The sequence below is a fragment of the Cellulomonas hominis genome (assembly GCF_014201095.1).
Taxonomy (GTDB): Bacteria; Actinomycetota; Actinomycetes; order Actinomycetales; family Cellulomonadaceae; genus Cellulomonas; species Cellulomonas hominis.
In genome coordinates this window covers 3,068,440-3,091,692 of record NZ_JACHDN010000001.1, presented here as the reverse complement: position 1 = coordinate 3,091,692, position 23,253 = coordinate 3,068,440, and the positions used below count along the sequence as shown (strand labels likewise).

Annotated in this window: 28 protein-coding genes and 1 pseudogene; 12 read left to right on the top strand and 17 right to left on the bottom strand. The window is 74.6% G+C overall.

Annotated elements, in window-relative coordinates:
- The first annotated feature begins 33 nt into the window (after positions 1–33).
- Entirely contained in the window at positions 34–837 is an 804-nt protein-coding gene (locus HNR08_RS14530; RefSeq protein ID WP_146840722.1) for a hypothetical protein, read from the top strand.
- A 13-nt stretch (positions 838–850) separates the two neighbouring features.
- Here the strand turns inward: HNR08_RS14530 and HNR08_RS14525 are convergent, their stop codons facing one another.
- The 6 genes from HNR08_RS14525 to HNR08_RS14500 all read right to left on the bottom strand — a co-directional run bounded on the left by HNR08_RS14525 (position 851) and on the right by HNR08_RS14500 (position 3,356).
- Positions 851–1,153 carry a DUF1905 domain-containing protein gene (locus tag HNR08_RS14525; RefSeq protein ID WP_146840723.1) on the bottom strand — a complete coding sequence of 101 codons (303 nt, stop codon included), beginning with the start codon at positions 1,151–1,153 and terminating at the stop codon, positions 851–853.
- Between the two features lie 41 nt (positions 1,154–1,194).
- On the bottom strand, positions 1,195–1,500 hold the full coding sequence (locus HNR08_RS14520) for a type II toxin-antitoxin system PemK/MazF family toxin (protein ID WP_146840724.1): 306 nt from the start codon (positions 1,498–1,500) through the stop codon (positions 1,195–1,197).
- A complete protein-coding gene (locus HNR08_RS14515; RefSeq protein WP_146840725.1) occupies positions 1,500–1,739 on the bottom strand; it encodes a ribbon-helix-helix domain-containing protein in 240 nt (79 codons plus the stop codon). The genes HNR08_RS14520 and HNR08_RS14515 overlap by 1 nt, the downstream gene beginning before the upstream one ends.
- Positions 1,740–1,786: 47 nt before the next feature.
- Positions 1,787–2,722, bottom strand: coding sequence for an aldo/keto reductase (locus HNR08_RS14510; RefSeq protein ID WP_146840726.1), 936 nt, complete (start codon positions 2,720–2,722; stop codon positions 1,787–1,789).
- A 90-nt stretch (positions 2,723–2,812) separates the two neighbouring features.
- Entirely contained in the window at positions 2,813–3,049 is a 237-nt protein-coding gene (locus HNR08_RS14505) for a hypothetical protein (protein ID WP_146840727.1), read from the bottom strand.
- Between the two features lie 19 nt (positions 3,050–3,068).
- Positions 3,069–3,356 (bottom strand): DUF1905 domain-containing protein, encoded by a 288-nt coding sequence (locus HNR08_RS14500; RefSeq protein WP_146840728.1) that lies wholly within the window; start codon positions 3,354–3,356, stop codon positions 3,069–3,071.
- Positions 3,357–3,467: 111 nt separating this feature from the next.
- On the opposite strand from HNR08_RS14500, the gene HNR08_RS14495 reads away from it, so the two are divergent.
- Positions 3,468–4,832, top strand: coding sequence for an FAD-binding oxidoreductase (locus HNR08_RS14495; RefSeq protein WP_146840729.1), 1,365 nt, complete (start codon positions 3,468–3,470; stop codon positions 4,830–4,832).
- 22 nt (positions 4,833–4,854) lie between these two features.
- Here the strand turns inward: HNR08_RS14495 and HNR08_RS14490 are convergent, their stop codons facing one another.
- From HNR08_RS14490 to HNR08_RS22910, 3 genes and pseudogenes are all read right to left on the bottom strand, one after another.
- Positions 4,855–5,820, bottom strand: a complete 966-nt coding sequence (locus tag HNR08_RS14490) for a DUF5692 family protein (RefSeq protein WP_146840730.1) — start codon at positions 5,818–5,820, stop codon at positions 4,855–4,857.
- A 54-nt stretch (positions 5,821–5,874) separates the two neighbouring features.
- The gene (locus tag HNR08_RS14485) at positions 5,875–6,306 is read right to left on the bottom strand and encodes a hypothetical protein (RefSeq protein ID WP_146840731.1); all 432 of its coding nucleotides are present in this window, start codon (positions 6,304–6,306) and stop codon (positions 5,875–5,877) included.
- Between the two features lie 3 nt (positions 6,307–6,309).
- Positions 6,310–6,363, bottom strand: a pseudogene (locus tag HNR08_RS22910) (hypothetical protein); the annotation flags it as partial.
- A 17-nt stretch (positions 6,364–6,380) separates the two neighbouring features.
- Between HNR08_RS22910 and HNR08_RS14480 the strand changes: the two are divergent.
- A complete protein-coding gene (locus HNR08_RS14480; RefSeq protein WP_146840732.1) occupies positions 6,381–7,370 on the top strand; it encodes a winged helix DNA-binding domain-containing protein in 990 nt (329 codons plus the stop codon).
- A gap of 7 nt (positions 7,371–7,377) precedes the next feature.
- The gene (locus HNR08_RS14475) at positions 7,378–7,770 is read left to right on the top strand and encodes a nitroreductase family deazaflavin-dependent oxidoreductase (RefSeq protein ID WP_183835086.1); all 393 of its coding nucleotides are present in this window, start codon (positions 7,378–7,380) and stop codon (positions 7,768–7,770) included.
- 47 nt (positions 7,771–7,817) lie between these two features.
- Here the strand turns inward: HNR08_RS14475 and HNR08_RS14470 are convergent, their stop codons facing one another.
- A complete protein-coding gene (locus HNR08_RS14470) occupies positions 7,818–8,030 on the bottom strand; it encodes a hypothetical protein (protein WP_146840734.1) in 213 nt (70 codons plus the stop codon).
- A 142-nt stretch (positions 8,031–8,172) separates the two neighbouring features.
- On the opposite strand from HNR08_RS14470, the gene HNR08_RS22430 reads away from it, so the two are divergent.
- Positions 8,173–10,590, top strand: coding sequence for an AAA family ATPase (locus tag HNR08_RS22430; RefSeq protein ID WP_183835084.1), 2,418 nt, complete (start codon positions 8,173–8,175; stop codon positions 10,588–10,590).
- 113 nt (positions 10,591–10,703) lie between these two features.
- Here HNR08_RS22430 and HNR08_RS14460 read toward each other — a convergent pair whose 3' ends face one another.
- Positions 10,704–12,005: an ABC transporter permease gene (locus HNR08_RS14460; RefSeq protein ID WP_146832105.1), complete on the bottom strand. Its 1,302-nt coding sequence runs from the start codon at positions 12,003–12,005 to the stop codon at positions 10,704–10,706.
- Complete coding sequence (locus HNR08_RS14455; RefSeq protein ID WP_146832108.1) at positions 12,002–12,700, bottom strand: ABC transporter ATP-binding protein; 699 nt, start codon at positions 12,698–12,700, stop codon at positions 12,002–12,004. Before HNR08_RS14455 ends, HNR08_RS14460 begins: the two co-directional genes overlap by 4 nt.
- 171 nt (positions 12,701–12,871) lie before the next feature.
- On the opposite strand from HNR08_RS14455, the gene HNR08_RS14450 reads away from it, so the two are divergent.
- The 3 genes from HNR08_RS14450 (at position 12,872) to HNR08_RS14440 (ending at position 16,368) form a co-directional block, all read left to right on the top strand.
- The gene (locus tag HNR08_RS14450) at positions 12,872–14,092 is read left to right on the top strand and encodes a sensor histidine kinase (RefSeq protein ID WP_246802863.1); all 1,221 of its coding nucleotides are present in this window, start codon (positions 12,872–12,874) and stop codon (positions 14,090–14,092) included.
- Positions 14,089–14,754 carry a response regulator transcription factor gene (locus HNR08_RS14445; RefSeq protein WP_146832111.1) on the top strand — a complete coding sequence of 222 codons (666 nt, stop codon included), beginning with the start codon at positions 14,089–14,091 and terminating at the stop codon, positions 14,752–14,754. The genes HNR08_RS14450 and HNR08_RS14445 overlap by 4 nt, the downstream gene beginning before the upstream one ends.
- A gap of 81 nt (positions 14,755–14,835) precedes the next feature.
- Complete coding sequence (locus HNR08_RS14440) at positions 14,836–16,368, top strand: MDR family MFS transporter (RefSeq protein WP_246802864.1); 1,533 nt, start codon at positions 14,836–14,838, stop codon at positions 16,366–16,368.
- Between the two features lie 58 nt (positions 16,369–16,426).
- Here the strand turns inward: HNR08_RS14440 and HNR08_RS14435 are convergent, their stop codons facing one another.
- From HNR08_RS14435 to HNR08_RS14425, 3 genes are read right to left on the bottom strand one after another with little or no spacing between them, the layout of a single operon-like run.
- Positions 16,427–17,314, bottom strand: a complete 888-nt coding sequence (locus HNR08_RS14435) for an HNH endonuclease (RefSeq protein ID WP_146832114.1) — start codon at positions 17,312–17,314, stop codon at positions 16,427–16,429.
- Between the two features lie 45 nt (positions 17,315–17,359).
- Positions 17,360–17,623: a type II toxin-antitoxin system RelE family toxin gene (locus HNR08_RS14430; RefSeq protein WP_146832117.1), complete on the bottom strand. Its 264-nt coding sequence runs from the start codon at positions 17,621–17,623 to the stop codon at positions 17,360–17,362.
- Complete coding sequence (locus HNR08_RS14425) at positions 17,620–17,880, bottom strand: type II toxin-antitoxin system Phd/YefM family antitoxin (RefSeq protein ID WP_146832122.1); 261 nt, start codon at positions 17,878–17,880, stop codon at positions 17,620–17,622. Before HNR08_RS14425 ends, HNR08_RS14430 begins: the two co-directional genes overlap by 4 nt.
- Positions 17,881–17,938: 58 nt before the next feature.
- Between HNR08_RS14425 and HNR08_RS22425 the strand changes: the two genes are divergently transcribed.
- From HNR08_RS22425 to HNR08_RS14405, 4 genes are all read left to right on the top strand, one after another.
- Complete coding sequence (locus HNR08_RS22425; RefSeq protein ID WP_210736891.1) at positions 17,939–18,367, top strand: type II toxin-antitoxin system PemK/MazF family toxin; 429 nt, start codon at positions 17,939–17,941, stop codon at positions 18,365–18,367.
- 55 nt (positions 18,368–18,422) lie between these two features.
- Entirely contained in the window at positions 18,423–19,127 is a 705-nt protein-coding gene (locus tag HNR08_RS14415; protein ID WP_146832124.1) for a hypothetical protein, read from the top strand.
- A 71-nt stretch (positions 19,128–19,198) separates the two neighbouring features.
- On the top strand, positions 19,199–20,149 hold the full coding sequence (locus HNR08_RS14410; protein WP_146832127.1) for a DUF1214 domain-containing protein: 951 nt from the start codon (positions 19,199–19,201) through the stop codon (positions 20,147–20,149).
- A gap of 92 nt (positions 20,150–20,241) precedes the next feature.
- Positions 20,242–21,147: a hypothetical protein gene (locus HNR08_RS14405; protein ID WP_168430632.1), complete on the top strand. Its 906-nt coding sequence runs from the start codon at positions 20,242–20,244 to the stop codon at positions 21,145–21,147.
- A gap of 24 nt (positions 21,148–21,171) precedes the next feature.
- Here HNR08_RS14405 and HNR08_RS14400 read toward each other — a convergent pair whose 3' ends face one another.
- Positions 21,172–22,077 (bottom strand): nucleotidyl transferase AbiEii/AbiGii toxin family protein, encoded by a 906-nt coding sequence (locus HNR08_RS14400; RefSeq protein ID WP_246802865.1) that lies wholly within the window; start codon positions 22,075–22,077, stop codon positions 21,172–21,174.
- Positions 22,074–23,039: a type IV toxin-antitoxin system AbiEi family antitoxin domain-containing protein gene (locus HNR08_RS14395; RefSeq protein WP_168430631.1), complete on the bottom strand. Its 966-nt coding sequence runs from the start codon at positions 23,037–23,039 to the stop codon at positions 22,074–22,076. The genes HNR08_RS14400 and HNR08_RS14395 overlap by 4 nt, the downstream gene beginning before the upstream one ends.
- Positions 23,040–23,253: the final 214 nt, after the last annotated feature.

Genomic DNA, 23,253 nt, shown 5'->3' with positions numbered 1-23,253 from the left:
GCGAGCGGCCCGCGAGCGCACGACGATCGCCGGATGTGGACCGCCCGCGCCCGGGTGCTGCACGACGTCTCGGCGGGCGACTGGATCCGCCCGCGCCTCGGCGGCTGGGGCACCGTCACCGGCCTGCTGCCCGGCGGGTTCGACGCGTACGCCCGCGTGCTGCACCCGGTCGTCGGGCGGCTCCCGGGCGCCGCGGACGACGCCCCGTGGCTGCCGATGCGGTGGGCCGACGTCGCGGTGGTGACCGGCCGCACCGTGCACCCGCTCGTGCAGTGGCACCGCCTGATCGGCTACGAGGGCCCCGAGCCGTGGAGCCCGCGGTCCGCGCTGTGGCCGGAGGGCGAGCCGCGACCGGGCAGCCTCGCGCTCCCGCAGCTCGGGGCCCTGTGCCGGGCGCTGGCCCCGCACACCGCGACGCCGGACCGGTGCCTGATCGCGATGTGGGAGGGCTGGGGCGCCCTGAACGGCGGGTCGGTCCGGCTGACGATCGAGGACGGGCGCACGACGGCGGTGGAGCCCCTGCCCCGGGCGTTCACCGACGCCGAGTGGGCGGCACCGAGGTTCCGGCTCCCCGACCGGGGCTACCTGCTGCTGGCCGGACCGCTGGACGCCGTGGCGGACGTGGCGCGGGGGCCGTTCGACGACGACGGCCAGTCACCGGCGCTCGTCTGGCCGGAGGACCGTGCCTGGTGCGTCTCGACCGAGGTGGACCACGACTCGACGGTCGTCGGGGGCAGCCGCGCCGCCGTCGACGCGGTGCTCGCCGACCCCGCGTTGGAGGCGGTCGAGGTCGGCCCGGACGACTCGCTCGCGTTCGACGCGGACGCGGTGAACTGACGGCGCGCGGACGTCAGACGTCGAGCACGCGCAGGTGCACCCGCACCGGCCCGCCGACGGTGAGCCCCTCGGCCGCCCGCACCGCCTTCTTCACCGGCAGCGAGTACGCCTTCCGCTTGCTGTCCGGGAAGATCGACGTCCGCCACGTCGTCCCGCCGACCGTCACCTCGACCCGCAGCGACCCGAACCCGCGCGCGAACGCGCCGGCCCGCTCGAGGATCTCGTCCGACGCGTCCTCGGGCACGCTGACGAACGTCCACCGCTCGGTGCGGCGCGCGTCCCACTCCCAGAGCGGCGCCTCGAAGTCGAAGGTCATGCCCCGATGGTGCCGCACGGGTCCGACACGCGCGGACCGGGTCAGCCGAGGTCGAGGTCGAACGCGTACGCGACGGCGTGCGCCAGCGCGCGCTCCTGCTCCGGCGACAGGTAGCCGACCATCCGCCCGAGGGCCCCGACCGGGACGGTCGTCACGTTGTCGCAGCTCACGACCGAGGCACCGTCGAGCCCGTTCTCGGGCCCCACCGCCACCTCGGTGCCGAGCCCCCGTGCGGTGCTGGTGATCGGCGCGACGGTCACCCTGCCGACGTACGGGCGCACCGGCTCGCGGGTGAGCACCACGACCGGGCGCGTCTTGTCGAGCGCGGCGAGGTGGATGGCCCGCATCAGTCGAGACCGCCCACCGGCTGCTGCTGCGCCCACGCCGCGAGTCCGTCCAGGCCGTCCGGGCGACCCATCTCGCCGCGCAGGATGGCGACGTCCCGCTCCATGAGCACCCGGCGCAGCTCGCGCACGAGCGCGCGCTCGACGACCGAGGCCCGGCTGCGGGCCTCGCCCGACGCCACGAGGTCGTCCACCAGCCCCACCAGCTCGTCCGGCAGCCGGACCGTGATCTGCGTGCTCATACCGGAAGACTACCGGCGGTGGGATTCGATGTGAATCCCGCTGGGCATCACGGCACCACGTGCCCCGCCGCGCGGAACAGCTCGTACCACTCCGCCCGCGTGAGCCGCACGTCGGACCCCGCAGCCGCCTCGGTGACCCGCGACGGCGTCGTCGTCCCCAGCACGACCTGCATCTGCGCCGGGTGCCGCGTGATCCACGCGGTGGCGATCCCCGTCGGCGTGACGCCGTACTTCCCGGCCAGCCGGTCGAGCGCGTCGTTCAGCTCGGGGTACGCCTCCCGGTCGCCGAGGAACACCCCGTCGAAGAACCCCTTCTGGAACGGCGACCAGGCCTGCAGCGTGATGTCGTGCAGCCGGCAGTAGTCGAGCAGCCCGCCGTCGCGCTCGACCGACTGGTCCAGCGCGCCCATGTTCGCGGCGACGCCCTGCGCGATCAGCGGGGAGTGCGTGATGCTCAGCTGCACCTGGTTGACGACCAGCGGCCGCGTCACGGACTTCTTGAGCAGGTCGATCTGCCGGGGCGTGTGGTTCGAGACGCCGAAGTGCCGGACCTTGCCGGCGGCCGCGAGCTCGTCGAACGCGCGGGCGACCTCGTCGGGCTCCACCAGCGCGTCGGGGCGGTGCAGCAGGAGGATGTCGATCCGGTCGGTGCGCAGCGCCCGCAGGGAGCCCTCGACGGACTCGAGGATGTGCTCGTACGAGAAGTCGAAGTACGGGCCGTCCTTGACGATGCCGCACTTGGTCTGGATGACGAGCTCGTCGCGCTGGGCGGGCGTGAGGTCCATCGCCTCCGCGAACCGGGTCTCGCAGCCGTGCAGCTCGTCGCCGTAGATGTCGGCGTGGTCGACGAACGCGATGCCGGCGTCCCGGGCGGCCCGGACGAGGGTGCGCACCTCGTCGTCGGACTTGTCCTGGATGCGCATCAGCCCGAGGACGACGTCCGGGACGACGAGGTCGGTGCCGGGGAGGGTGAACGTGTGCACGGGGGGGTCCTTCGGTCGTCGGTGACGGGACACCGCGAGCCTACTGAGCAGCGCCGACACGCGCCCCCGCGCGGCCGCGCCCCGGCCCGCTCACCGCCGGCGCAGCGCCACCCACCCCGCCGCTGCCACGAGCAGCGCGCCCACGACCACGCACGCGATCCCCGCGACCGCGGACCCGGAGCCGGGCTGGTACGTCTGCTCGCTCAGCGGCGCGTACGCGAACCACCCGGACTCGCGCCGGGTCAGCAGCCAGGCGCCGACCCCGGCGACGACGAGCCCCGACGCGGCGGCGAGCAGGGCGAGCGCACGGCGGCGGGGAGCGGGCACGGGCTCGATGATGCCGCGCTCAGGCGTCCACGACCAGGCGCAGCGTCACCGTGTCGCCGACCTCGACGTCCTCGGCCCGGCGCACCGCGTCCTTGATCGGCACGAGGTACCCGCCGTCCCGCGGGAACAGCGAGGTCGTCCACTGGGTGGCACCGAGCGTCGCCGCGACGGGGATCACGCCCCACCCGTAGGAGACCAGCGCGGACGCGGCCCGCAGCGCCGCCGCCTCCTGCTCCCCGATCGGCACGAAGTGGTAGGGCGCCGGCCCGCGCCAGTACACGACCTCACCGCTGAACCGCAGGTCCATCGGGCGAGCGTACCCGGGCATTCCGGGACGAACACCCACAACCCCTTGCCCCCACCCGGACGGCGGGACGACGCTGGACCGGTCCCGGCCGCCGTCGTCCAGGAGCCCGCCGTGTCCGTCTCCACCGCGCTAGACGACCTCCGCGCCCGCGTCCGCGGCCGGGTGGTCACCCCCGCCGACCCCGGCTACGACGCCCTCCGCGTCGTGGTGCTCGGCGGCACCGACCCGCGCCCCGCCGTCGTGGTGCGCCCGCTGGATGACGCCGACGTCGCGGCGGCGGTGACGTTCGCGCGCGACGCCGGGCTGCCGCTCGCGGTGCGCAGCGGCGGGCACAGCGGCGCCGGCCACGGCACGGTGGACGACGGGCTCGTCGTCGACCTGCGCGACCTCACGGCGCTCGACGTCGACCCCGGGGCCCGGACCGCGTGGGTGGAGGCCGGCCTGACCGCCGGGGCCGTGACCGCCGCGACGGCCGCGCACGGGCTCGCCGTGGGGTTCGGGGACACCGGCTCGGTCGGCGTCTCGGGGATCACGCTCGGCGGCGGCGTCGGCTACCTGTCCCGCGCGCACGGGCTGACCGTCGACAACCTGCTCGCGGCGGACGTCGTGCTCGCGGACGGCCGGGTGGTGCGCGCGGACGCCGAGCAGCACCCGGACCTGTTCTGGGCGCTGCGCGGCGGCGGCGGGAACTTCGGCGTGGTCACCCGGATGCAGTTCCGGCTGCACCCGCTGGACGGCGTCGTCGGCGGGATGCTGCTGCTCCCCGCCACGGCCCCGGCGGTCGCCGGGTTCCTGGCCGCGACGCGGGCGGCGCCGGACGAGCTGTCCGCGATCGTCAACGTCATGCCCTGCCCGCCGCTGCCCTTCGTCCCGGCGGAGCACCACGGGTCCCTCACGATCATGGCGCTGGTCTGCTGGTCCGGGCCGGCGGAGGACGCGGACGCGGTGCTCGCCCCGCTGCGGGCGCTCGGCGAGCCGCTGGCCGACCTGGTCCGCCCGGTCCCCTACCCGGAGCTGTTCCCGCCGGCCGACCCGGAGTACCACCCGACGGCCGTCTCCCGCACGCTGCTGCTGGACGAGGTCGACCTGCCGCTGGCGGAGCGGGTCGTGGCACGGCTCGAGGACGCGGACGGGATGCGCGTCGTGCAGCTGCGGGCGCTCGGCGGGGCCATCGCCCGGGTCGACCCCGCGGCCACCGCGTACGCGCACCGTTCCGCCCGGTTGATGGGCAACGTGGCCGCGTTCGTCGACGGGCCGGCCGACCGCGTACGGCGCGCGGAGTGGGTCGCGGGCACGGCGGCGCTGCTCGACCAGGGCGATCCCGGGGTCTACGTGAACTTCCTCGCCGACGAGGGCCAGGAGCGGGTCCGCGCCGCCTACCCCGGGGCGACCTGGGACCGGCTGGCCGCCGTGAAGGCGACGTACGACCCCGGCAACCTGTTCCGCCGGAACCAGAACGTCCCGCCCGCCGGGTGACGGGCGGGACGTCCGTGCGCGGTCAGACGGCGGCGGGGACCCGCTGCTGCTCGCGCTCGGCGGCGGCCTGCTCCTCGGCCACCACCTTCTGGTACACCTTCAGCTCCGGGTAGAGCTCGGTCCCGGTCAGCGGGTTCCGGCGGGTCGTGACGATCCGGTGCACCTGGTAGGCCGCGAGCGCCACGTTCGACGCGAGCGACAGGGCGCTGACCACGAACAGCGCGGTCGGGTCGTGCGAGGAGTCCACGGCGAACGTCGACGAGGACACGAACGTCGGGAACGCCATCGTGAACATCATCCAGAGCGCGAGCGTGTGCGCGCGGTGCTGCAGCCAGGCGCCCCGCTTGAGGGCGAACGCCGGGATGGTGCAGGAGATCAGCAGCGCGGCGCCGGCGTAGAAGGCGTGGTCGCCGACGCAGTTGTAGACGTACGCGAAGTTCCACAGGTCGTACGGGATGATCCAGAACCAGAGCATGTCGGGCCAGATCATGTCCTTGGACTTCGACCGGCTGATCTGGATGCCCGCCCAGCCGCAGATGGTGACGAGGTTGAGGATGCCGGCGACGCCGTTCATGACGTTCCACGGCCCGGGGACCATGTAGACGCCGTCGACCATGCCCTCGGACATGCCGGCGACCTGGAAGTCGCGCAGCACGGCCTCGGCGATGTTGATCGCGAGGATCGCGGCGGGGAACACGAGCGCCCAGCGCTTGGCGGCGATCTTCGGGTGGTACCGCAGGGCCATGAAGCCCAGGCAGCCCGCGAGCGCCGAGTACACCTTCACCCAGTGGAACCAGGTGCCGGTGCTCGACCCCGCCCCGGCGGTGTGCGGCCAGACGAAGATCGTCAGCACCACCGGCAGGGCGACGAAGAACGCCAGCCCGGCGGCCCGCCAGCGGCGGGTCACCTCGTTGAGGCCGATGAGCGCCGCGAGCACGACGCACCACATGACGGCCGAGTACCACGGGATCGATTCGAACAGGAACACGGTTGCTGCCTCCTTGCGAGCGGTGCCGACGCGTCCAGCGGCGGCGTGAGGGGATCAGGACGACGGCGGGAGGGTCCGGCCGACCATGTCGAGCCGGAGGGTCTGGCGGACCAGGGAGACGAGCACCGCGTCCGGGACGTCCGGCTCGGTGCGGACCAGGCCGACCAACCCGTGCACGAGCACGACGAACGTCGCGCGGACGTGCTCGATGGCCAGGCCGTGCCGGGCGGAGTACGCCTCGACGGTGGTGACCTGCAGCGTGTCGACGACGGCGGCGACCGCGCGGTCCACGAACCGCTGGTAGAGCGCGGCGTTCTCGGGGCGGCGCAGGTCGGCGCGCAGCGGGTCCTCGGGGGCGGTCTGGGCGCGGAACAGGGCGATGACGTCGCGGAGCGCCCCGTCGATGTCGCCGATGGTCCGGCCCTCGTCCCAGACCCGGACGGACGCGGCGAAGGCCTCGACCCGGCGGTCGAGCACGCCGTCCACGAGGTCCTCCGTCGTCGGGAAGTAGTGGTAGACGAGGCCGCGGGTGACGCCGGCGGCGCGGGCGACGTGGCCGGCTGCTCGCGGTCCAGGCGCAGGAGCCCAACTGGGTGCACGCGGCGCTGTGGTCGCGGCTCGTGGGCTTCGAGCGGTCCGACCTGGAGGCGGCCGTCGCCGGGCGCACCCTGGTCCGCGGGCCCCTGCTGCGCGGCACCCAGCACCTCGTGGCCGCGACGGACTACCCGTGGCTGCGCCCGACGGTCGCCCCCGTGCTGGAGCGGCTGGCCCGCTCCCCGTACTACGCGCGGGAGACCGCCGGCCTCGACCCCGACGCGATCGTCGCCGCCGCGGGCGAGGTGCTCGGCGCAGACCCTGTGCGCCGCCGCGACCTCGCCGCCGCCCTGACCTCCCGGTGGCCCGGCCGCCGCGGCGCCGTGCTCGCGGCCGCCGTCGAGGCGCTCACCCCCGTCGTGCACGACCCGGCGACGTCCGCGTTCGGGTCGTGGTGGAGCCGGCGGGACATCGCCGTCGTGGACGCCGCCGCCTGGCTCGGCCGGCCGATGACGGAGCCCGACGTCCGGGAGCTGGTCCGCCGCTACCTCGCCGCGTTCGGCCCCGCGGGCGTGATGGATGTGCAGGCGTTCACCGGCCTGACCCGGCTCCGGCCGGTCGTCGCCGGGATGGCGGACGAGCTGCGGGTCCTGCGCGGTCCCGACGGCGCCGAGCTGTACGACCTCCCCGACGCCGGGCTCGCCGACGAGGACGAGCCCGTCCCGGTGCGGTTCGTCGCCGCGTTCGACAACGCCGTGCTCGGGCACCGCGACCGCACCCGGATCCTCCCCGAGGCGCACCGCACCGCGGTCATGCCGGGGTACTCGATGGTGCACGCCACCGTGCTGGTGGACGGGTTCGTCGCGGCGACCTGGATGATCGAGGACGGCACCATCGCGGTGCACCCGCTGGAACCGCTGCCCGATGTCGACGAGGTCCTCGCCGAGGGCGCCCGCCTGGCGGCGTTCCTCGACCTGGACGCCGACCGGGTCGGGACCGGGACCCGGCGGGGGTGAGCGGCCCGTGCCCCTCGCCGCGCGCCTGACCGGGCCCGTCCGCCGGGTGCTCAACCCGCTGGTGCTGCGGGTCGCCGGGCGGTGGGGCTCGCTCGTGGTGCTCGAGCACGTCGGCCGCCGCACCGGGGCGGTGCGCCGCACGCCGCTGATGGCCTTCCGGTCCGGGGACGTCGTCACCGTGGCGCTCACCTACGGCCCGGACGTCCAGTGGCTGCGGAACGTCCGGGCCGCGGGCGGGTGCCGGATGCTGCTGCGCGGGCGGGTGCTCGCACTCGGACCGCCGCGCGCGGTGCCGGCCGCGGTGGCGCTGCCGCGGGTGGCGCCGGTGCAGCGGGCGCTGCTGCGGTGGCCGATCCGGTGCGCCGACTACGTCGAGCTGCCGGTGCTGGGCGGCCGCTGACGGGCCCGCGCCCGGTGGCTCACCGCGTCGCGGTCACCGGGACGCGCTCACCGGGACGCGACCAGGATCACCACCAGCGCGAGGACCAGGAACGGCACGACCTCGAGCACGAGGGACGCGGTGGACCGCGGCGTGCGGTCGGGGCCCGTCCGGAGCACCGGCGCCATCGGGGCGTCGGGCGCGGGCGGGGGGAAGTACGGGGCGGTCGGCTGCTCGGGCGCGGGGACGCCGCTCCGGTCGTCGCCGTGGTCGTCGCGCATGCCACCCACCGATCTGCCGTCGTGGATCCTGCCGGGGCCAGGGTGCCATGCCGGACGCGGCCGGCACAGGGCCGGGCGGGGGCCGGGACGGGCGGGTGCCGGCAGGGTCCGCCGCTAGGGTGACGGCGACCAGGAGGTGACGGTGCACGAGCAGCAGCCGGACGGGTTCGTGCTGACCGACGAGCTGAGCCGGGCGCTGGCGCTCCTGCACGAGGGCCGGAACCTGTTCCTCACCGGCCGCGCCGGCACGGGCAAGTCGACGCTCGTCCGGCACTTCCTCGGCACCACCTCGCGCCGCGTCGTCGTCGCCGCGCCCACCGGCATCGCCGCGCTGAACGTCGACGGGTACACGATCCACCGGCTGTTCGGCTTCCTGCCGACGACGGACCTCGGCGACGTCGAGTCCGGCCGCTACCGCCCGGGCCGGTTCGCCGGCACCCTCGCGTCGCTCGAGACGCTGGTGCTGGACGAGGCGTCGATGGTGCGCGCCGACCTGTTCGACATGCTCGTGGCCGCCCTCGAGCGGTTCGGCCCGCGGCCCGGGACGCCGTTCGGCGGCGTGCAGCTCGTGCTGGTCGGCGACCTGTACCAGCTGCCGCCGGTCGTCACCGAGCACGAGAAGGCGTTCTTCGAGACCCGCTACCCCACCCCGTACTTCTTCTCGGCCGACCGGTTCGCGCGCGCCGACTTCCCGACCGTCGCCCTGACCACCGTGTTCCGGCAGCAGGGCGACGAGCGGCTCACCGGCCTGCTCAACGCCGTGCGGGAGGGCGTCCTCGTCGAGCGCGCCCGCGCCGAGCTCAACGCCCGCACCGACCCCGACTTCGAGCCGCCCGCCGGCGAGCTCTGGCTGACGCTCGCGCCCACCAACCGCGTCGTCGCCGCCCGCAACCGGCAGCACCTCGACCGCCTGCCGGGCGACCCCGTCGTGTCCCGGGCCGTCGAGTCCGGCGACCTCGGCCTGTTCGAGCCGCCCGTCGAGGCGACCCTCCGGCTCAAGGCCGGCGCGCAGGTCATGATGCTGACCAACGACCCGCTCGACCGCTGGGTGAACGGCACGCTGGCCCGGGTCACCGCCCTGCGCCGCGACGACGCGGGCCTGGCCTGCGAGGTCGAGCTGCGCGACGGCACCCGTGCGGAGGTGCGCCCGTTCACCTGGGAGGCCACCCGCCCGGTCGTGGACGGCGGGTCCCTGCGGCGCGAGGTCGTCGGCACCTACACCCAGCTCCCGCTGCGGCTCGCGTGGGCGATCACCATCCACAAGAGCCAGGGCCAGACCCTCGACCGGCTGGTCGTGGACCTGCGCGGCGGCGCGTTCGAGCACGGCCAGGTGTACGTCGCGCTCAGCCGGGTCACCTCGCTGGCCGGGCTCGTGCTGACCCGGCCCGTGCTGCCCAAGGACCTGCGCACCGACCGGCGGATCCTGCGGTTCCTGCGGGCGTCCACGGACCCGGGGGCGGTGGCGCGGCGGTGCGCGATCGGCGTCCTCACGGTCGGCCAGGAGGGCCGGATGTCCCGCCCCCGCCCCGTCGAGCTCGCCGTCGCGTTCGACGACGGCTCCGCGGTGAGCACGCTGATCAACCCGCAGCGGGACCTCGACGACGCCCGGTCCGCGTACGGCATCGCGGTCGACGACGTGCTGCTCGCGCCGACGCTCGCCGACGCCTGGGCCGCGCTCGCGCCGCTGCTCGACGGCTGCGTGCCGGTGGGTGTCGGGGTGGATGCGGCGTCCGGGCTGCTCGACTTCGAGCTCAAGCGGCTCGGCACGGTCGTGCCGCTGCCCCTCGGTGCGGAGATCCCCGCGGGCGCGCTGACCGCCGAGGACCGGCGCGGGCTGGCGGCGCCCTCGGCGCTGGAGCGGGCGCGCGCGGCCCTGCGCGCCGCCGAGCGGGCCGGGGTGCCGGCGTCCGCGGGGACGTCGTTCGACGCCGCGGAGCCGGGCGGGTCCGGCGAGGACGGGACCTACCTGCTGACGCGGGACCCGGACGCCGCTCCCCCGTCGCCGGCCGGGCTGCCGACGGTCACCGCGCTGCTGGCGGCGAGCCGGGTGCTGAGCGGGGTGCTGCTCGGGCACGGGCCCGGGCCGGGGCGCGACGGGGTGGGCGCGGTCGGGCCGGACCCCGCGGTGGCGGCCGTCGTGCGGGACGTCGTCGCCGACCGGCTGACCGCCGCCGCGGAGCGGACCACCGGGCTGCCCGCCGACCTGGTGGCGCGGCTGCGCGTCCTGGAGGAGACGCTCGGGATCGCGGTGGTGGACGCCGTCGTCGGGTCCGCGGGCGACGGGCGACCCGCCATCGGCGAGGTGCTGCGCTCCGGGGCGCGGGTCTGCTTCACCGGGACAGCCGTCGACGCCGCCGGCCGGGTGTGGTCCCGGGACGAGATGACCGTCGCCGCCGTCGGGCGAGGGCTGGTGTGCGCGGCGGGGGTGTCGCGGACGCGGTGCGACGCGCTCGTGGTGGCCGAGGTCGGGACGCAGTCGGGGAAGGCGCGCAAGGCGAAGGAGCTCGGGAAGCCGGTGTACTCGGCGGCGGAGTTCTTCGCGTGGCTGGCGGCGGGCTGACGCCCCCCGGGCCCGCTCCCGGCCGCGCGCTCCGCGGGCTCGCCGGGTGACACGCCTCGCGCCGGCCGGACGGGGTGCGCGTCCCCGGCGGGACGCGCACCCCGTCCGGTCCGTCACTCGTACCGCAGCGACTCCACCGGGTCCGCCCTCGCGGCGCGCGCGGCGGGCAGCGTGCCCGCGAGGAACGCGATGGCCATGATGAGCACGACGATCCCGGCGATCGACGCGGCGTCGAACCCGATGAGCGTCAGGCCCGGGAGGTCCGCGAGGACCGTGTCCCCCAGGACGGTGCTGATACCGGTCCCGGCGATGATCGCGAGCACCGCCCCGATCGCGCTGCCCAGGAACCCGATGAACGTCGCCTCCAGGCTGAACAGCCCGAAGACCCGGCCGCTGCCCATGCCCATCGCCTTCATCAGGCCGATCTCGCGGGTGCGTTCCTGGACCGACATGAACAGCGTGTTCACGATGCCGAACGCGGCGGCGAGCAGCGCGATGACCGCGAACGCGTTGAGCACCAGGACGATTCCGTCGATGACCGTCGTGATCATGCCGAGCTGGTCGTCAATGGTGATCCCCGTGAACCCGGCGTCGGCGAGCCGGTCCTGGAGCGCGTCGATCTCGGCGTCCGTGGCGTCCGGGTCGAACCAGACCGCCGCCTGCGAGTAGCGGTCGGCCTCGTCGGCGGGGATGCCCGTGGACTGCGCCTCGAAGAGCGCGTCCGTCAGCGCCGCGTTGACGAGCAGGCTGGACCCGGTCGGGGACGCCAGGGCCTCCTCGGTCACGCCGACCACGGTCGCCTCGACGCGGTGCTGCGTGCGCAGGGCGTCCGTGATGCCGATCGTGATCGTCCGCCCGACGGCGTCGGAGTCGCTGCCGAGCCCGAGCGGCTCGACGTAGGCCTGCGGCAGGGCGACCTGGAGGTCCTCCGACGCGTCGTCCGGCTCGTCCCCTTCGGCGAGCAGGGTGGTCTGGCCCGCCACGAGGCTGCCCACCGACGCGACGTACCGCGTGCCGTCGCCGAGCTGGACGAAGTCGGGCGTGAGGTTGCGCTGCGCCTCGACCCGTTCGACCCCCTCGATCGACCCGATCGTCGCGACGTCCTGCGGCGTCAGCGCCGTCACGGTCATGCCCGCGATGCCCGCGGCGACGGCGTCGGGGTCGTACTCCGCCGGCCCGCCGCCCCCGCCGAACGGGTCGACCGAGCTCTCGCTGGTCTTCGTGACCGTCATGGCGTCGGAGGCACCGACGCCGCTGACGGTGTCGTCGATGTAGGAGTTGATGCCGGTCCCGAGGCCGTTCGTGAGCGTCAGCGTGAACGCCCCGATGAAGATCGACAGGATCGTCAGCGACGTCCGGGTCTTGGCGCGGAACGTGTTCGAGACCGCCGAGGCGATCAGGTCGGGGGTCTTCACGCCGCCGCCTCCGTGGTGTCGCCGGCGAGGAGCCCGTCCCGGATGCGCAGCTGCCGGTCGCAGCGGGCCGCGAGGTCCTCGTCGTGCGTGACGACGACCAGGGTGATGCCGTTGCGCCGGTTCAGGCCGAACAGGATCTCCTCCACGACGGACCCGGTCGCGGAGTCCAGGTTGCCGGTCGGCTCGTCGGCGAAGATCACGCGCGGGTCGTTCACCAGCGCCCGCGCGATGACGACGCGCTGCTTCTGGCCGCCGGACAGGTTCACCGCCTTGTTCCGGGCCTTGTCCGCCAGCTCGAGCTGCTCCAGCGCCGCCATGCCCCGCCGTCGGCGCTCGGACGCGCCGACCCCCGCGATGGTCAGCGGCAGGGTCACGTTGTCCAGCACCGACGCGTTCGGCGCCAGGAAGAACTGCTGGAACACGAACCCGAAGGTCTTGTTCCGGGTGGCGTTGAGGCGGGAACCCGTGAGCGTGCGGGTGTCCACGCCCTCGAGGGTGAGGGTCCCGGCGGTCGGGGCGTCGAGGAGCGCCAGCAGGTGCATGAGGGTGGACTTGCCGGACCCGCTCTTGCCGAGGATCGCGACGCTCTCCCCCTCGTCGATGTCGAAGCTCACCCCCCGGAGCGCCTCGACGCTTCCGTGGCCGCGGCCGTACGTCTTGCGGACGTCCGCGACCGAGATGAGCGGGCTGGTCATCGCTGCTCCTGTCGTGCGTCCTGGTCTCTGATGGTCACCCCTCCACCCTCGGGCGCCGGAGCGGCTGCGGCGTCCCCTCGTCGCAGACACCTGGGTACCCCGCTGGCGGTACGCCACGACGACCCCACGGGATGAGGACCGCCGGCGGCGGGCTCGGGCAGACTGGCGGACGTGACCGGCGACGACACCGAAGGGCGCGCCCGCACGGCCGACGCCGCCGTGCCCCCGGCCCCCGCCGCGCCGGGGTGGGTCGGCGACGCCGTCGCGGCGGCGCTGATCGTCCTGGTCGCGCTCGTCCCGCTCCCCGCCCACGAGTACCAGCCCGGCACCTGGTGGGAGGTGCTGCTGGTCATCTCGCCCGCCGCGGTGCTCCCCCTGCGCCGCCGGTGGCCGCTGCCCGTCCTCGCCGTGACGCTCGCGCTGTTCGGCGCTGCCTCCTTCGCCGGCGTGCTGTCGCCGGGAGCGAGCCTGGCCTCGGCGATCGCGATGTTCGGGGTCGCCAACCGGTCCACCCGGCGGACCACCACGATCACCGGCGCCGTCGCCGTCGTCGTCGTCTTCCTGCTCTGCCTCCCGGCCGTCCTGGGCAGCGTCCTGGACCCCCGGGTGTTCCAGTTCGTCCTCGCCGTCGCGTTCGCCGCCGCCGCCGGCGACGGGGCCCGGTCGCGGCGCGCGTACGTCGCCGCGATCACGGAACGCGCCGAGCGGGCCGAGCGCACCCGGGAGGCCGAGGCGCGGCGGCGCGTCACGGAGGAGCGGCTGCGGATCGCCCGCGACCTGCACGACGCCGTGGCGCACCAGATCGCGGTCATCAGCCTGAACGCCGGTGTGGCGTCCTCCGCGCTCGACGCCCACCCGGAGCGCACCCGGCAGGCGCTGGGGACCGTCCGGCAGGCCGCCCGCACCGTGCTCGCGGAGATCGGCGACCTCCTCGCGATGCTGCGCGCGGACGAGGCGCCCGGGTCCGTCGACGCGCCCCAGCCCGGCCTCGACCAGCTCGACCAGCTGCTCGCCCCGTTCGCGTCCGCCGGGCTGGAGGTGCGCCTGCGCACGGAGGGCGACCTCGACCGGGTCTCCGGCGCCACCGGGATCGTGGCCTACCGTGTCCTGCAGGAGGCGCTGACCAACGCGCACAAGCACGGTGCCGGGCACCGGGCCCACGTCCTCGTGGAGGTGGGCCCGGACGCGCTCCACCTCTCGGTGGTCAACCCCGTCCCCGGCGCGTCCGGGTCCGGCCCGGGCGACGAGGCCGACCCGCTCGGGTCGGGCGTCGGGCTGATCGGGCTGCGGGAGCGCGTGGCCTCGGTCCGCGGCACCGCCACCGCCGGCACCGCGCCCGGAGGGTGGCGGGTGGCGGCGACGATCCCGCTGTCGAAGGAGGCACGAGCATGACGACCGTCCTGGTGGTCGACGATCAGCCGCTCATCCGTCAGGCGGTCACCGACATCCTCGCGGGGCAGGACGGCATCGACGTCGTGGCCCAGGCCGTCGACGGGCGCGAGGCCGTCGATCGGGCGCTCGCGCTCGCGCCGGACGTCGTCGTCATGGACATCCGCATGCCGGTGATGGACGGGATCGAGGCCACGGCCCGCATCTGCTCGGACGACCGCCTCGCGGGGACCCGGGTCCTCGTCCTCACCACCTTCGAGGAGGACGAGTACCTCGTGGCCGCGCTGCGCGCCGGGGCCAGCGGCTTCATCGGCAAGGGCTCCGAGCCCGAGGAGATCGTCCGGGCGGTGCGCGCCGTCCACGACGGGGACGCGCTCCTGTCGCCCGCGGCGACGCGCGCCCTCATCACCCGCTACGTGACCGCCCCGCCGGCGGTGGACCCGCGCGCCGTCCCGGAGCTCCGGGAGCTCACCGACCGGGAGCGGGAGGTGCTGCTCCTGGTCGCCCGGGGTCGCTCGAACCAGGAGATCGCCGCCGACCTGGTGATCTCGCCGCACACCGCCAAGACGCACGTGAACCGCGTGATGACGAAGCTGCACGCGCACGACCGCGCCCAGCTCGTCATCGTCGCCTACGAGTCCGGCCTGCTCGCCCCCCCGTCCTGACGCGCGGTACCGCGAGCGCGGTACGCAAGATGACGCACCGGCGGGACGCGTCCGCCGCCCACCGGGCCGGAGCATGGCCGGGTGAGCCAGACCACCACCCCCGAGCCCGAGGTCGCGGCGGAGCGGACCACCCGCCCGACCCGGCACGTCCTGCCCGTCTTCGCCGGCCTGCTCGTCGCGATGCTCGTCGGCTCGCTCGACCAGATGATCCTCTCCACGGCCCTGCCGACGATCGTCGGCGAGCTCGGCGGCGTGAGCCACATGCTGTGGGTGACCACGGCGTACCTGCTGACGTCGACGATCATGATGCCGATCTACGGCAAGCTCGGTGACCTCGTCGGCCGCAAGCTCCTGTTCATCGGCGCCCTGGTGGTGTTCCTGGCCGGGTCGGTCGTCGGCGGTCTCGCGCAGGACATGACGTCGCTGATCGCCGCGCGTGCCGTCCAGTGCGTCGGCGGCGGCGGGCTGATGATCCTCGCGCAGGCGATCATCGCCGACATCGCCCCGGTGCGGGAGCGCTCGAAGTACATGGGGTTCATGGGCGCGGTGTTCGGCATCTCGGCGGTGGCGGGGCCCCTGCTCGGCGGCTGGTTCACCGAGTCCGCCCACTGGCGGTGGGCGTTCTGGATCAACGTGCCGCTGGGCATCGCCGCGATCGTGCTCGCCGCCGTGTTCCTGCGGCTGCCCCGGCACGCGGCGCGGGTCCGGTTCGACGTGTGGGGCACGGTCACGATGGTCGTCGCCGTCACGTCGATCATCCTGATCGCGTCCTGGGGCGGCACGGAGCACGCCTGGGGGTCCCCGACGATCCTGACCCTGGTGGTCCTGGCCGTCGTCTTCAGCGCGCTCTTCGTCCTCGCCGAGCACCGGGCCGCCGAGCCGCTCATCCCGTTGAGCATGTTCACCAGCCGCAACTTCGTCCTGGCCACAGCCGCCGGTCTGTTGCTCGGCGTCGCGATGTTCGGCGCGATCGCCTACCTGCCGACCTACCTGCAGATGGTCCAGGGCGTCGACGCGACCGTCTCCGGGCTCATGCTGCTGCCGATGATCGGCGGCCTCATGGTCGGCGCGATCACCACCGGGCAGCTGGCGGCGACGACCGGCCGCTACAAGTGGATGCCGATCGCGAGCATGGTCGGCGTCGGCCTCGGGCTCTGGCTGCTGTCGACGCTGACCGTCGACACGGCTGTGGCGGTCCTGCTGACCTACCTGTTCGTGCTCGGGCTGGGCGTCGGGCTCGGGCAGCAGATCCTCGTGCTGATCGTGCAGAACTCCTTCCCCGACCGGCAGGTCGGCACGGCGACCGCCGCGAACAACTTCTTCCGGGAGATCGGCGCCTCGCTCGGCGGCGCACTCGTCGGCGCGATGTTCACCTCCCGCCTCACCACCCTGCTGGCCGAGCGGATGCCCGCCGGCGGCGCGGGCGGGGGCGGCCTGGACTCCCTCACGCCCGCTGTCGTCCGGGACCTGCCGGACGCCGTCCGCGGCCTCGTCGTCGGCGCCTACAACGACGCGCTCACCCCGGTGTTCGCGACCCTGATCCCGATGGTGGTGGCCGGGCTGGTCCTGGTCGCGCTCGTCAAGGAGGTCCCGTTGCGCGCGAAGCGCGAGTGACCCCGCGTGCGGGGACGGGTCGGGCGAGCGTGCTCGGCGGAGGAGTCCCGCGGGGCGCTCAGCGCCGCGCGAACCGCTCCCACCGCCACGCGAGCAGATCCCGGGACGGTGCGTCCCGCGGCCGGCGCGGCAGCGTCAGCCGCTGCCCGTGCATCGCCTGGAGCCCGTGCCGGAGCATCGGCCCGTCCACCTCGGCCAGGAGCTCCCGGTCCAGGTGCACGACGTGGTCGGGCGTGATGCCGAGCATGTCCTGGTCGTACGCCGCGTGGTGGATCTTGCACAGCGCGAGCCCGTTCGGGGTCGTCGGGACGCCGTGCTCCTCCCCGTCCGGGACGATGTGCGCCGCGTCCAGCAGCGACCCGTGCGCGAGCCGGCACATCGCGCACCGCGTCTCGTACGCGAGCAGGACCCGGGTCCGGAACGCCGGCTGGTGCAGGCGCCGCTTGGCCAGCCGGACGGCGTACGCGCGCTGCGCGACCGTGAGCTCGCGCAGGTCGCCCATGAACCGGAACGCCTCGTCCAGGGCCACCAGGAACGTACGGTCCTCGGGGTAGTCGTCCACGACGTAGACCGGGGCGATCGGGGTGTAGTAGTTCGCGACCTCCTTGCGGAACAGGATGAGCGGCATCCCCGTCGTCATCGCGTTCCGCAGCTTGGCGTTGTCCCCGCCGAACGGGTCGCCCTTCCGGTAGGCGTAGTGCAGCAGCCCGTCGGCGCTCTCGACGTCGTCGTACGGCCCGTTCACCGACGACACGATCGACAGCGTCGAGCTGAAGTCGGCGGGGTTCCGGATGCCGCGCGAGTAGTCGATGATCGGCAGCCGGCGCCCGCCCGTGCGGTAGCCGAGGAGCTCCTCGCGGTGCAGGAACCCGCCGTTCGCCTCCGCCCGTTCGCGCACCCAGGCGATGATCTGCTCGCGGAGGGCGCTCTCGACGGCGGAGTCCATGCCGGCAGCTGACCAGATCCGCCGTGACCAGCGCAAGCGCGGGGTTCAGCGGTACACGTCCCGGCGGTGATCGACCTTCACGACGGTCACGACGACCTGACCGTCGTCGATGACGTAGATGACCCGGTACTGCCCGCGCCGCGCCGACCAGTACCCGGCGAGGTCCCGGACGAGCTGCTTGCCGACCCGGTGCGGGTTCTCCGCGAGCGGCCCGTTGACGAACTCCCAGACGGCCGTGGCCACCGCTTCCGGCAGGTCGTTCTCGATCGCGCGCCGCGCGGCGGACGACCAGCGGATCCGGTAGCTCATCGGCGACGGAGCTCGGTCAGCTCCACCGTGGTCCCCGCCGCGATCTCCGCCTGCGCCGCGCGGAGGTCGGCCATGGTCTCCGGGTCGGAGAGGATCTCCAGGGTCTCCTCCAGCGCCGCGAGGTCGTCCGGCGAGATCAGCACCGCAGCCGGTTCACCGTTGCGCGTGATGACGACGCGCTCGTGGGTGTCGTGGACCGAGCCGACCACGGCCGAGAGGTGCGCCTTGACGTGTGCGAGCGAGGTGGTGGTGGTCATGACCATGATTCTAGTCACGACACGATCCCGTCCGACAGCCCTGGCACACTCACGTCCCGTGATCGACTCCGCCGCCCCCGGCGTCCTGCGCGACCTCCTGGCCGACCGTCCGTGGCTGGTCGTCCTCGTGGTCGGCGCCGTCGTCCTGCTGCTCCGCCTCCTCCGCGGCGCGGGCGCGCCCGTCGCGCGTCCCGGCGAGGTCTGGTTCGCGATGGTCCCGTACCGGGACGGCACGGGCGCGAAGGACCGGCCCGTCGTGGTGCTCTCGAGGCACGGGCGGTGGGTCACCGTCGCGCGGCTGACGTCGCAGGACCAGACCGCGCGGACCACCGACTACGCGCGCGTGCCCCGCCCGCTGCCGGGGCTCACCGGGCGCAGCTGGGTGGACCTCCGGCCGGTGCGGATCCGGCGGTCGGCGCTGCGGCGGCGCACCGGCGAGGCGGGGACGGAGTGGCTGACCTGGTACGAGACCGCCGGACGCCGCTGAGCCCGACCGCCCGAACCCGCCCGCGCGACGCGGCCGGCTGGCTAGGGTCGCGCGCATGGGACGACGAGGGGTGGCCGGCCGCGGGCTGGCGCTGGTGCCGGTGCTGGCCGCGGTGACCCTCGGTGGCTGCGGGGGCCCCGCCGGACCGGCTCCGGCCGGGGCACCCGCGAGCGCCCCGGAGGGCACCGACGCCGAGGCGACCCCGTCCTGGCGCCTCGACGGCACCCCGCAGACCACCGTCTCCTTCGCGGACGGCCCCGCCCTCGCCGCCGCCACGGACGTGACCTTCAGCAACGGGCTCGGCGAGATCTGGGACTGGGAGGTCGTCGCCGGGCCGGACGCGACGACGACGGCCGCCGAGCCGCCCGTGACGCTGGAGCTGCACAACACCGGCAACGACTGCCGGGTGCTCGACGAGCGGTCCCCCTCCGCCGGCACGGGCGCCGACGACGCCGCCGCGTCGACCGCGCTCGTCGAGGACCGCCTCGCGGGCGCCGAGGTCGTCGCCGGGCCCGTCCCGGACGCGGTGGGCCTCGGCGAGGGCCTGGGCGAGGGCGGCCCGACCTACGAGGTCGCCCGGGCGCTCGGCCGCACGACGGACGGCGGGTGGCTGCTGGTGACGGCCCGGGCGTTCACCGCGCTCGGCGTGCAGCAGGTCGTCACGGTGACCTGCCCGACGGGCGACGGCATCGACCTCGCGCGCGGGCAGCTCGCCCAGATCGCGTACGCGGACGTGCACGGCCTCCAGCCGCTCCCCTGACGCCCGCGCGGACGGCGGCCCATCCGGACCGGGTGAGGTGACGCCGCACGGGGCACGGCATCGTCACCGGCATGAACACCCGCCAGGTCGACGTCACCACCTTCGCCCGCGCCGAGACCGACCTCATGCTCTCCCGCCTGCTCGCGCAGTCCGGCGGCGTCAACCGGTGGTTCCACCACCGCACGCCCACGCCGCTGGACGACCAGCCCGTGATCCGGCTGAACCGCGACACGCTGTACAGCTTCGTCGTCGCGGACATCTCCGGCGGCGCCACGCTGACCCTCCCCGACGCCGGCCGCCGGTACCTGTCGGCGATGGTGGTCGACCGGGACCACTATGTGACCGCCGTCCTGCACGAGCCCGGCGAGCACGCGCTGTCGGCGGACCGGCACGGCACGGACGTCGTGCTCGTCGGGGTGCGCACGCTCGTCGACCCCGACGACGCGGCGGACGTCGCGCACGTGGCGGCGCTCCAGGACCGGCTGGGGTTCACGGCGGCGTCGTCCCGGCCGTTCGGCGCGCCGGACTGGGACCGGGCGAGCCAGGACCGCACCCGCGAGGCGCTGCTCGCCCTGCAGCGCGACCTGGACGGGCTCGACCACGCCTTCGGCACCCGGCAGGAGGTGGACCCGGTGCGCCACCTGCTGGGCACCGCCGCCGGCTGGGGCGGGCTGCCGTCGACCGAGGCCACCTACCTCAACGCCGAACCGCGGCTGCCGCTCGGGTCCTACGAGCTGACGGTGCCCGCGGACGTGCCGGTGGACGGGTTCTGGTCGATCTCGCTGTACGACGCGCACGGGTACTTCCCGACCGGCACCGGCGGGGCCGTCAGCCTCAACAGCATCACGGCCGCCCGCGACGCCGACGGGTCCGTGACGCTGCGGTTCGGCGGCGAGCCGGGGCGGCCGAACCAGCTCCCGCTGGTCGACGGGTGGAACTACCTGGTGCGGCTCTACCGGCCCCGCCCGGCGGTGCTCGACGGGTCGTGGACGTTCCCGGAGCTGCGCGCCACGACCGGGTGACGCCCGCGCCGGGTGACCCCCCTGTGCGCCCCGCGACCCCGGGCAGGACCATCGCCCTCACGGAGTCGTCGACGATCGAGGGGGCGGGGACGATGAGCGGGACGATCAGCACCGGCACGACCACGACGGCGGACGCCCGGCGGGAACGCGGCGTCGCGCTGGAGACCTACCGGCACCTCCGGATGATCCTCATCGCGCTGCCCGCGCTGATGCTGGTCGCGTCGGTCGGGATGTTCCTGACCCAGCGGTCGATCCAGGGGTCGATCAGCGCCTACTACACCGGCCCGCTGCGCGACGTGTTCGTCGGGATGCTGGTCGGCCTCGCCGCCTGCCTCGTGGCGTACCGGGGCGCGCCGCTGGAGGACTACGCGCTCAACATGGCGGGCTTCTACGCGCTGTTCGTCGCGTTCGTGCCGCTGCCCGCGCACCTCGACGCGCTGCAGGGCGAGGCGCTCGACGCGGCGGTCGCCGGGATCCGCCTCGTGACCGTCTCGGCGCTGCTCGTGACGGCGGCCTTCCTGGTCGCCGAGTGGCGGACCGGGCACTGGACGGGCCGGACGCTCGCTCACCGGACGGCGACCACGAAGGGCGTGTACCGGGGGTTCACGGCGGTGGGCCTGCTCTACCTGCTGCTGCTCGGCTACCGCATCGTGGAGGGCGACGAGTTCGTGGGGGTGCACCTCACGTCCGCGGTCCTGCTCGTCGCGAGCCTGACGGTCGCGGTCGGGACGCACGCGTTCCCCGGATGGGCCGGCGAGCCGGTGCCGGCCGAACCGCACCTCGGCTGGTACCGGACGATCGCGGGGCTCATGAGCCTCGGGCTCGTCGTGGTCGTGCCGGTCACGCTGCTGCTCGGGGGCCGGGAGCACGTGGGGCTCGTCGTGGAGTGGTGGGAGATCGTGCTGTTCGCGGTGTTCTGGGCGCGCGAGACCCAGCTGAACTGGAACGGCGAGCCGGCGCGGGCCGCGGCGGGCGCGCCGCAGGCCGAGGGAGCCTGAGCCGGGACGCGACGAGGCTGCGGCCTACTGCCAGCTCAGGTCGCTCGCGACCCAGCGCCGCCCGACGGCGCTCCCGTCGAGCACCGGCGCGAGGAACGCCCCGACGAGCGCGGCCGCGTCCTCGAACCGGGTCATGTCGGCGACCACCGGGGCCTTGCGCGCCTCCGGCGGATACAGGCGGTCCCAGCTCGCTGGGGGCGCGAACACCGGCGCCCCCGGCAGACCGCGATGCTCCCACTCCCCTCGCACGGCGGTGATGAGCTCCGACCCGGCGACGTCCTGCGAACGGGCGAGGACGACCAGGTCGACGAGGTCGCGCACCCGGCTGGACGGGATGTCACCGTTCACCCCGTAGGTCGCCTGCGTCGCGCAGAGCTTGTCGGCGATGTGGTCGACCACCGGGTAGAGGCGCATCGCGGGCGCGGCGAGCCCACGCAGGTCCAGGACCGGGTCCGTCCGCAGCTCAGGAGGCGCCGTCATCAGCGACCCCGTCACGAGGTCGACCCCGAAGCTGCTCTTCTTCATGGCCCCGACGTAGGCGTCGACGGCGACCCGGGCGCCGTCGACGTCCGGCTGCCCGCCGACGTTCTGCTCGACGCTCGCGATGACGAACCGGAAGTGGTCGCCGAGCTCGACCTTCGTCGCAGCAGCCAGGGCTTCCACGGCGTCGTCCAGATCGCCGAGGCGGTGGAGCAGGTCCACGTCCTTCGTGGTCCTGGCGTCGTGCACACGCGCGAGCACCGCAGTTCCGCCCTTGAGCACCCAGGGACCGGACGGGTCGTGGAAGACCCGGGCAAGGAACCGGCCGAACACGAACCGCCGGATCAGTGCGGCATTGTCGACACCGGTGGCCTTCGCCGTTGCTTTCGCTCGGTCGGTCACCGCACGCCACAGGGCGACGCCGCTGGTGTACCCGTCGATGGCCGTCACGCGTCGCCCTGACGTCGGACGCGCGCTGCGAGGTCGTCCGCCGCCTGCAGGGTCCGCCTGCCCTCCTCGGACGTCACCCACCGCTGGGCGGCCGTGACCGCCGGCGATGCCGCCAGGGCGATGGCCTGACGGAGAGCGGTGGAGTCGAGCGCAGACCGCAGCTGCGCGGCGCGCATCGCGTCGGCGAACGGCGTCGGTGCCGCGGTGTCGGTCTGCGACACGAGCGACGCCCACAGCTCCCCGAGCGCCGCGACGCGTCCGGCGGCGACGAGCTCCTGCCCGGCGGCGCTGGCAGCGAGCTCACGAGCGAGAGCCGCGGTGCTGAGGCCCACGAGGTCGAGCAGGTGCTCGACGAGGGCCACCCCATCGGGTTGCGCGTACCGGCGCGCGAGCGGCTCGAGCCGCTCCGCGAGGTCGTCGAGGTCGATCACGCCCCTGCGCGCTCCCTGCCCGACGATCTGCGCGACATGGTCCGGGTCGTGGCCGTCGCGCAGGAGGTCGGCGACGGTCCGCTCCTCCGTGGTGACGGGCAGGCCGTCCACGAGGGTGACGTCGGCGGCGGCGAGGGCGAGACGGTGCAGCCGGATGCCACGGCGACTCTGCTTGCGATGGGGAAGCGTGAGCTCGGGCTCGTCGTCGAGCAGATCACCGAGGCGGTGCAGCGCAGCGGCGGACGTGTGGGAGGCGACGCCGGCGCCAACAGGATCCGCCAGGCGCTCCTCCGCGCTGCGAGCCGGGTCGAGGGCCAGCCACGCGGCACGCACGCCGCGATGCTCGGCGGGGATTCCCGCGACGGCGTACACGCCCCGGTCCACGCGCTCGAGCACGTCGGCGCCCGCCAGTCGCGCGAGCTGCAGGCGCGTGACGCCTGCTCGTTCGGCTTGGGCGGTCGTCAGCAGCCCCCACTGGCCCGCTGCGAGCTCGGACACGACGGCGAGGACGCGCGTGCTGGCGGACGGCATGCTACGAAGGTAGCACGCATGTGCTACGAACGAAGTAGCGCGATCGCGGCTGCGCATGGCGGGTGCTACGTTCGTAGCGCTTATCGGATACAAACGCAGCACTGCTGACATCCCCGGACGAGCGGGTGTCCAGACAAGAATGGCAGCCACCCGTGGACGGGTGGCTGCCTTCTCGTCAACCCGAACTGCAGCTTCGTGCAGGTCGCACGGGTGG

What these genes read in the sequence shown, in the direction of transcription:
- HNR08_RS14410 (WP_146832127.1), top strand. Translation starts at nt 19,199, where the DNA reads ATGAACACCCGCCAGGTCGACGTCACCACCTTCGCCCGCGCCGAGACC.
- HNR08_RS14525 (WP_146840723.1), bottom strand. Translation starts at nt 1,153, where the DNA reads ATGACCTTCGACTTCGAGGCGCCGCTCTGGGAGTGGGACGCGCGCCGC.
- HNR08_RS14455 (WP_146832108.1), bottom strand. Translation starts at nt 12,700, where the DNA reads ATGACCAGCCCGCTCATCTCGGTCGCGGACGTCCGCAAGACGTACGGC.
- HNR08_RS14500 (WP_146840728.1), bottom strand. Translation starts at nt 3,356, where the DNA reads ATGGACCTGCGGTTCAGCGGTGAGGTCGTGTACTGGCGCGGGCCGGCG.
- HNR08_RS14530 (WP_146840722.1), top strand. Translation starts at nt 34, where the DNA reads ATGTGGACCGCCCGCGCCCGGGTGCTGCACGACGTCTCGGCGGGCGAC.
- HNR08_RS14515 (WP_146840725.1), bottom strand. Translation starts at nt 1,739, where the DNA reads ATGAGCACGCAGATCACGGTCCGGCTGCCGGACGAGCTGGTGGGGCTG.
- HNR08_RS14415 (WP_146832124.1), top strand. Translation starts at nt 18,423, where the DNA reads ATGGGACGACGAGGGGTGGCCGGCCGCGGGCTGGCGCTGGTGCCGGTG.
- HNR08_RS14470 (WP_146840734.1), bottom strand. Translation starts at nt 8,030, where the DNA reads ATGCGCGACGACCACGGCGACGACCGGAGCGGCGTCCCCGCGCCCGAG.
- HNR08_RS14405 (WP_168430632.1), top strand. Translation starts at nt 20,242, where the DNA reads ATGAGCGGGACGATCAGCACCGGCACGACCACGACGGCGGACGCCCGG.
- HNR08_RS14395 (WP_168430631.1), bottom strand. Translation starts at nt 23,039, where the DNA reads ATGCCGTCCGCCAGCACGCGCGTCCTCGCCGTCGTGTCCGAGCTCGCA.
- HNR08_RS14520 (WP_146840724.1), bottom strand. Translation starts at nt 1,500, where the DNA reads ATGCGGGCCATCCACCTCGCCGCGCTCGACAAGACGCGCCCGGTCGTG.
- HNR08_RS14425 (WP_146832122.1), bottom strand. Translation starts at nt 17,880, where the DNA reads ATGACCACCACCACCTCGCTCGCACACGTCAAGGCGCACCTCTCGGCC.
- HNR08_RS14435 (WP_146832114.1), bottom strand. Translation starts at nt 17,314, where the DNA reads ATGGACTCCGCCGTCGAGAGCGCCCTCCGCGAGCAGATCATCGCCTGG.
- HNR08_RS14430 (WP_146832117.1), bottom strand. Translation starts at nt 17,623, where the DNA reads ATGAGCTACCGGATCCGCTGGTCGTCCGCCGCGCGGCGCGCGATCGAG.
- HNR08_RS14445 (WP_146832111.1), top strand. Translation starts at nt 14,089, where the DNA reads ATGACGACCGTCCTGGTGGTCGACGATCAGCCGCTCATCCGTCAGGCG.